2 protein-coding genes are annotated in these 1516 nt (G+C 54.9%); both read right to left on the bottom strand.

The window, feature by feature from the left end:
* Positions 1–260, bottom strand: a 260-nt coding sequence (locus EXE45_RS16560; RefSeq protein ID WP_137694973.1) for a type IV pilin, incomplete at its 3' end; no start/stop codon positions are given.
* Between the two features lie 731 nt (positions 261–991).
* Positions 992–1516 (bottom strand): hypothetical protein (locus EXE45_RS19780; protein ID WP_158294292.1); only part of this gene is annotated, 525 nt, incomplete at its 5' end.

The following is a 1516-nucleotide window of genomic DNA, read 5'->3' as shown; positions in this document are numbered from 1 at the left end:
CCAATATCGACTGGCTCTGTTGCGACGATCAGCACCCGGTTTGCACGGATTCCACCTCCATGTGTGAGGGTAACCTCAAGACGCTCATTAGGACCACTTTCGTCAAGCAGTTGTTGCTCAAATGCGGCGTTTGGGGCTGGTTCTATAGTGTTGCTAAGATCGTAGAAGTATACAGAAATGGTTGTTGCTAAAACGACCACAACCGCGACCATGAGAATTGTTGCGATGACAGGAGTAACAGCGCGATCATCCTCACTCATTAGCTCAACTAATCTCTGCTTGATAAAATATCTATAGGGTTGACAAGCTATACATTCTCTACAAAATTCATTCGAGAAACCAATCCTCGATCACCAGATATCAAGTTCATCATAGTCTATTGTAGCTGCGGCAGATGTTGGTTACACTGCGATTGACTTGCTGAAATCATCTGAATCTGATAAAAACGGCGTGCGAGATACAGAGGATGTACACAGCACAGCGATACCGTCGGAAAAACTCGGGTCGCCACATGGGATGCCACGGTGCCGTACAGACAATCAGTTCACGCTCTTCGAGAGCTCAGCCCCCGCCTTGAATTTCACATCATCCGACGCACTCGCAGCGTCTACCAAGTGTAACACCGGCGCATCCCCCGCCACGTGCGTCAGGGCCACCCGACCACCACCGCCTCCTCCAGACCGAGACCGAAGAAAGTCACTCATCACAGGATCCTCAGGGTCAAACGAGTCCGCTGAGAACACTCTCGCTTTGACCAACTCATCGACCGTTCCTGAGTCCATTCGCGCCCCCCGACGAGCACGCTCACTCAGCCCTGCTCGTGTCACTAAGTCACTGAGCCCATCTCTATCAGCGTCAGCAGAGTAATCGAAGCAGCACTCAATACCAACCACCTGCGCCGCCCCAGCCATCGATAACACCGTCGTCGAATTCTCGTACAACGCAGCATCGTCGATAATCCACCCGCCTGAGTAGATGAGCTGCCCGTCGCTTAGCCCTCCGGACACCCTGGTGGCTGGACCATCACCTGCGCTACTGTCAGGTTGAGCAATCGACCCTGCTGAGCAAGTTCAACAGGCACATCATCCATTTTCTTTGCCCACGCATCCAACCCGTCCGGCTCGAACGGCTTATCCTCAACCGGGCACACCACGACAGACACACCAGCGTCAGCAGACGGTGGAGAGTTCGTCACAACAACGTGACCGTCAGTAGTGCGCTCAGCAACGAGTCCACCGCCCGTCGCCACAGGCCCCGTCATCTCCGCAACGAAGTGGGGTGTTTCCCCGCACACCGCACCCGGGGACACAGTGGAACTGACATCGTCACAATCACCGCTCTCATCCGGGCCAGCATACTCTGAATTCCCCCACGAGTACACCTTACCCTCACCATCGGACCGACCCGTCAGGTAGGCGAAGAGCCGCTCCGGCGTCACCGCGTCCTCGATACTGCCGTTTCCACCCGGAACCTCAGCATCAGGCAAACACACCGAGAACCGTTCCGCAACAACAGG

The sequence above is a fragment of the Halorubrum sp. SP9 genome (assembly GCF_005435015.1).
In the GTDB taxonomy this organism is placed as follows: Archaea; Halobacteriota; Halobacteria; order Halobacteriales; family Haloferacaceae; genus Halorubrum; species Halorubrum sodomense.
The sequence above is the reverse complement of the archived record's forward strand: the minus strand, read 5'-3'. Positions and strand labels throughout refer to the sequence as shown.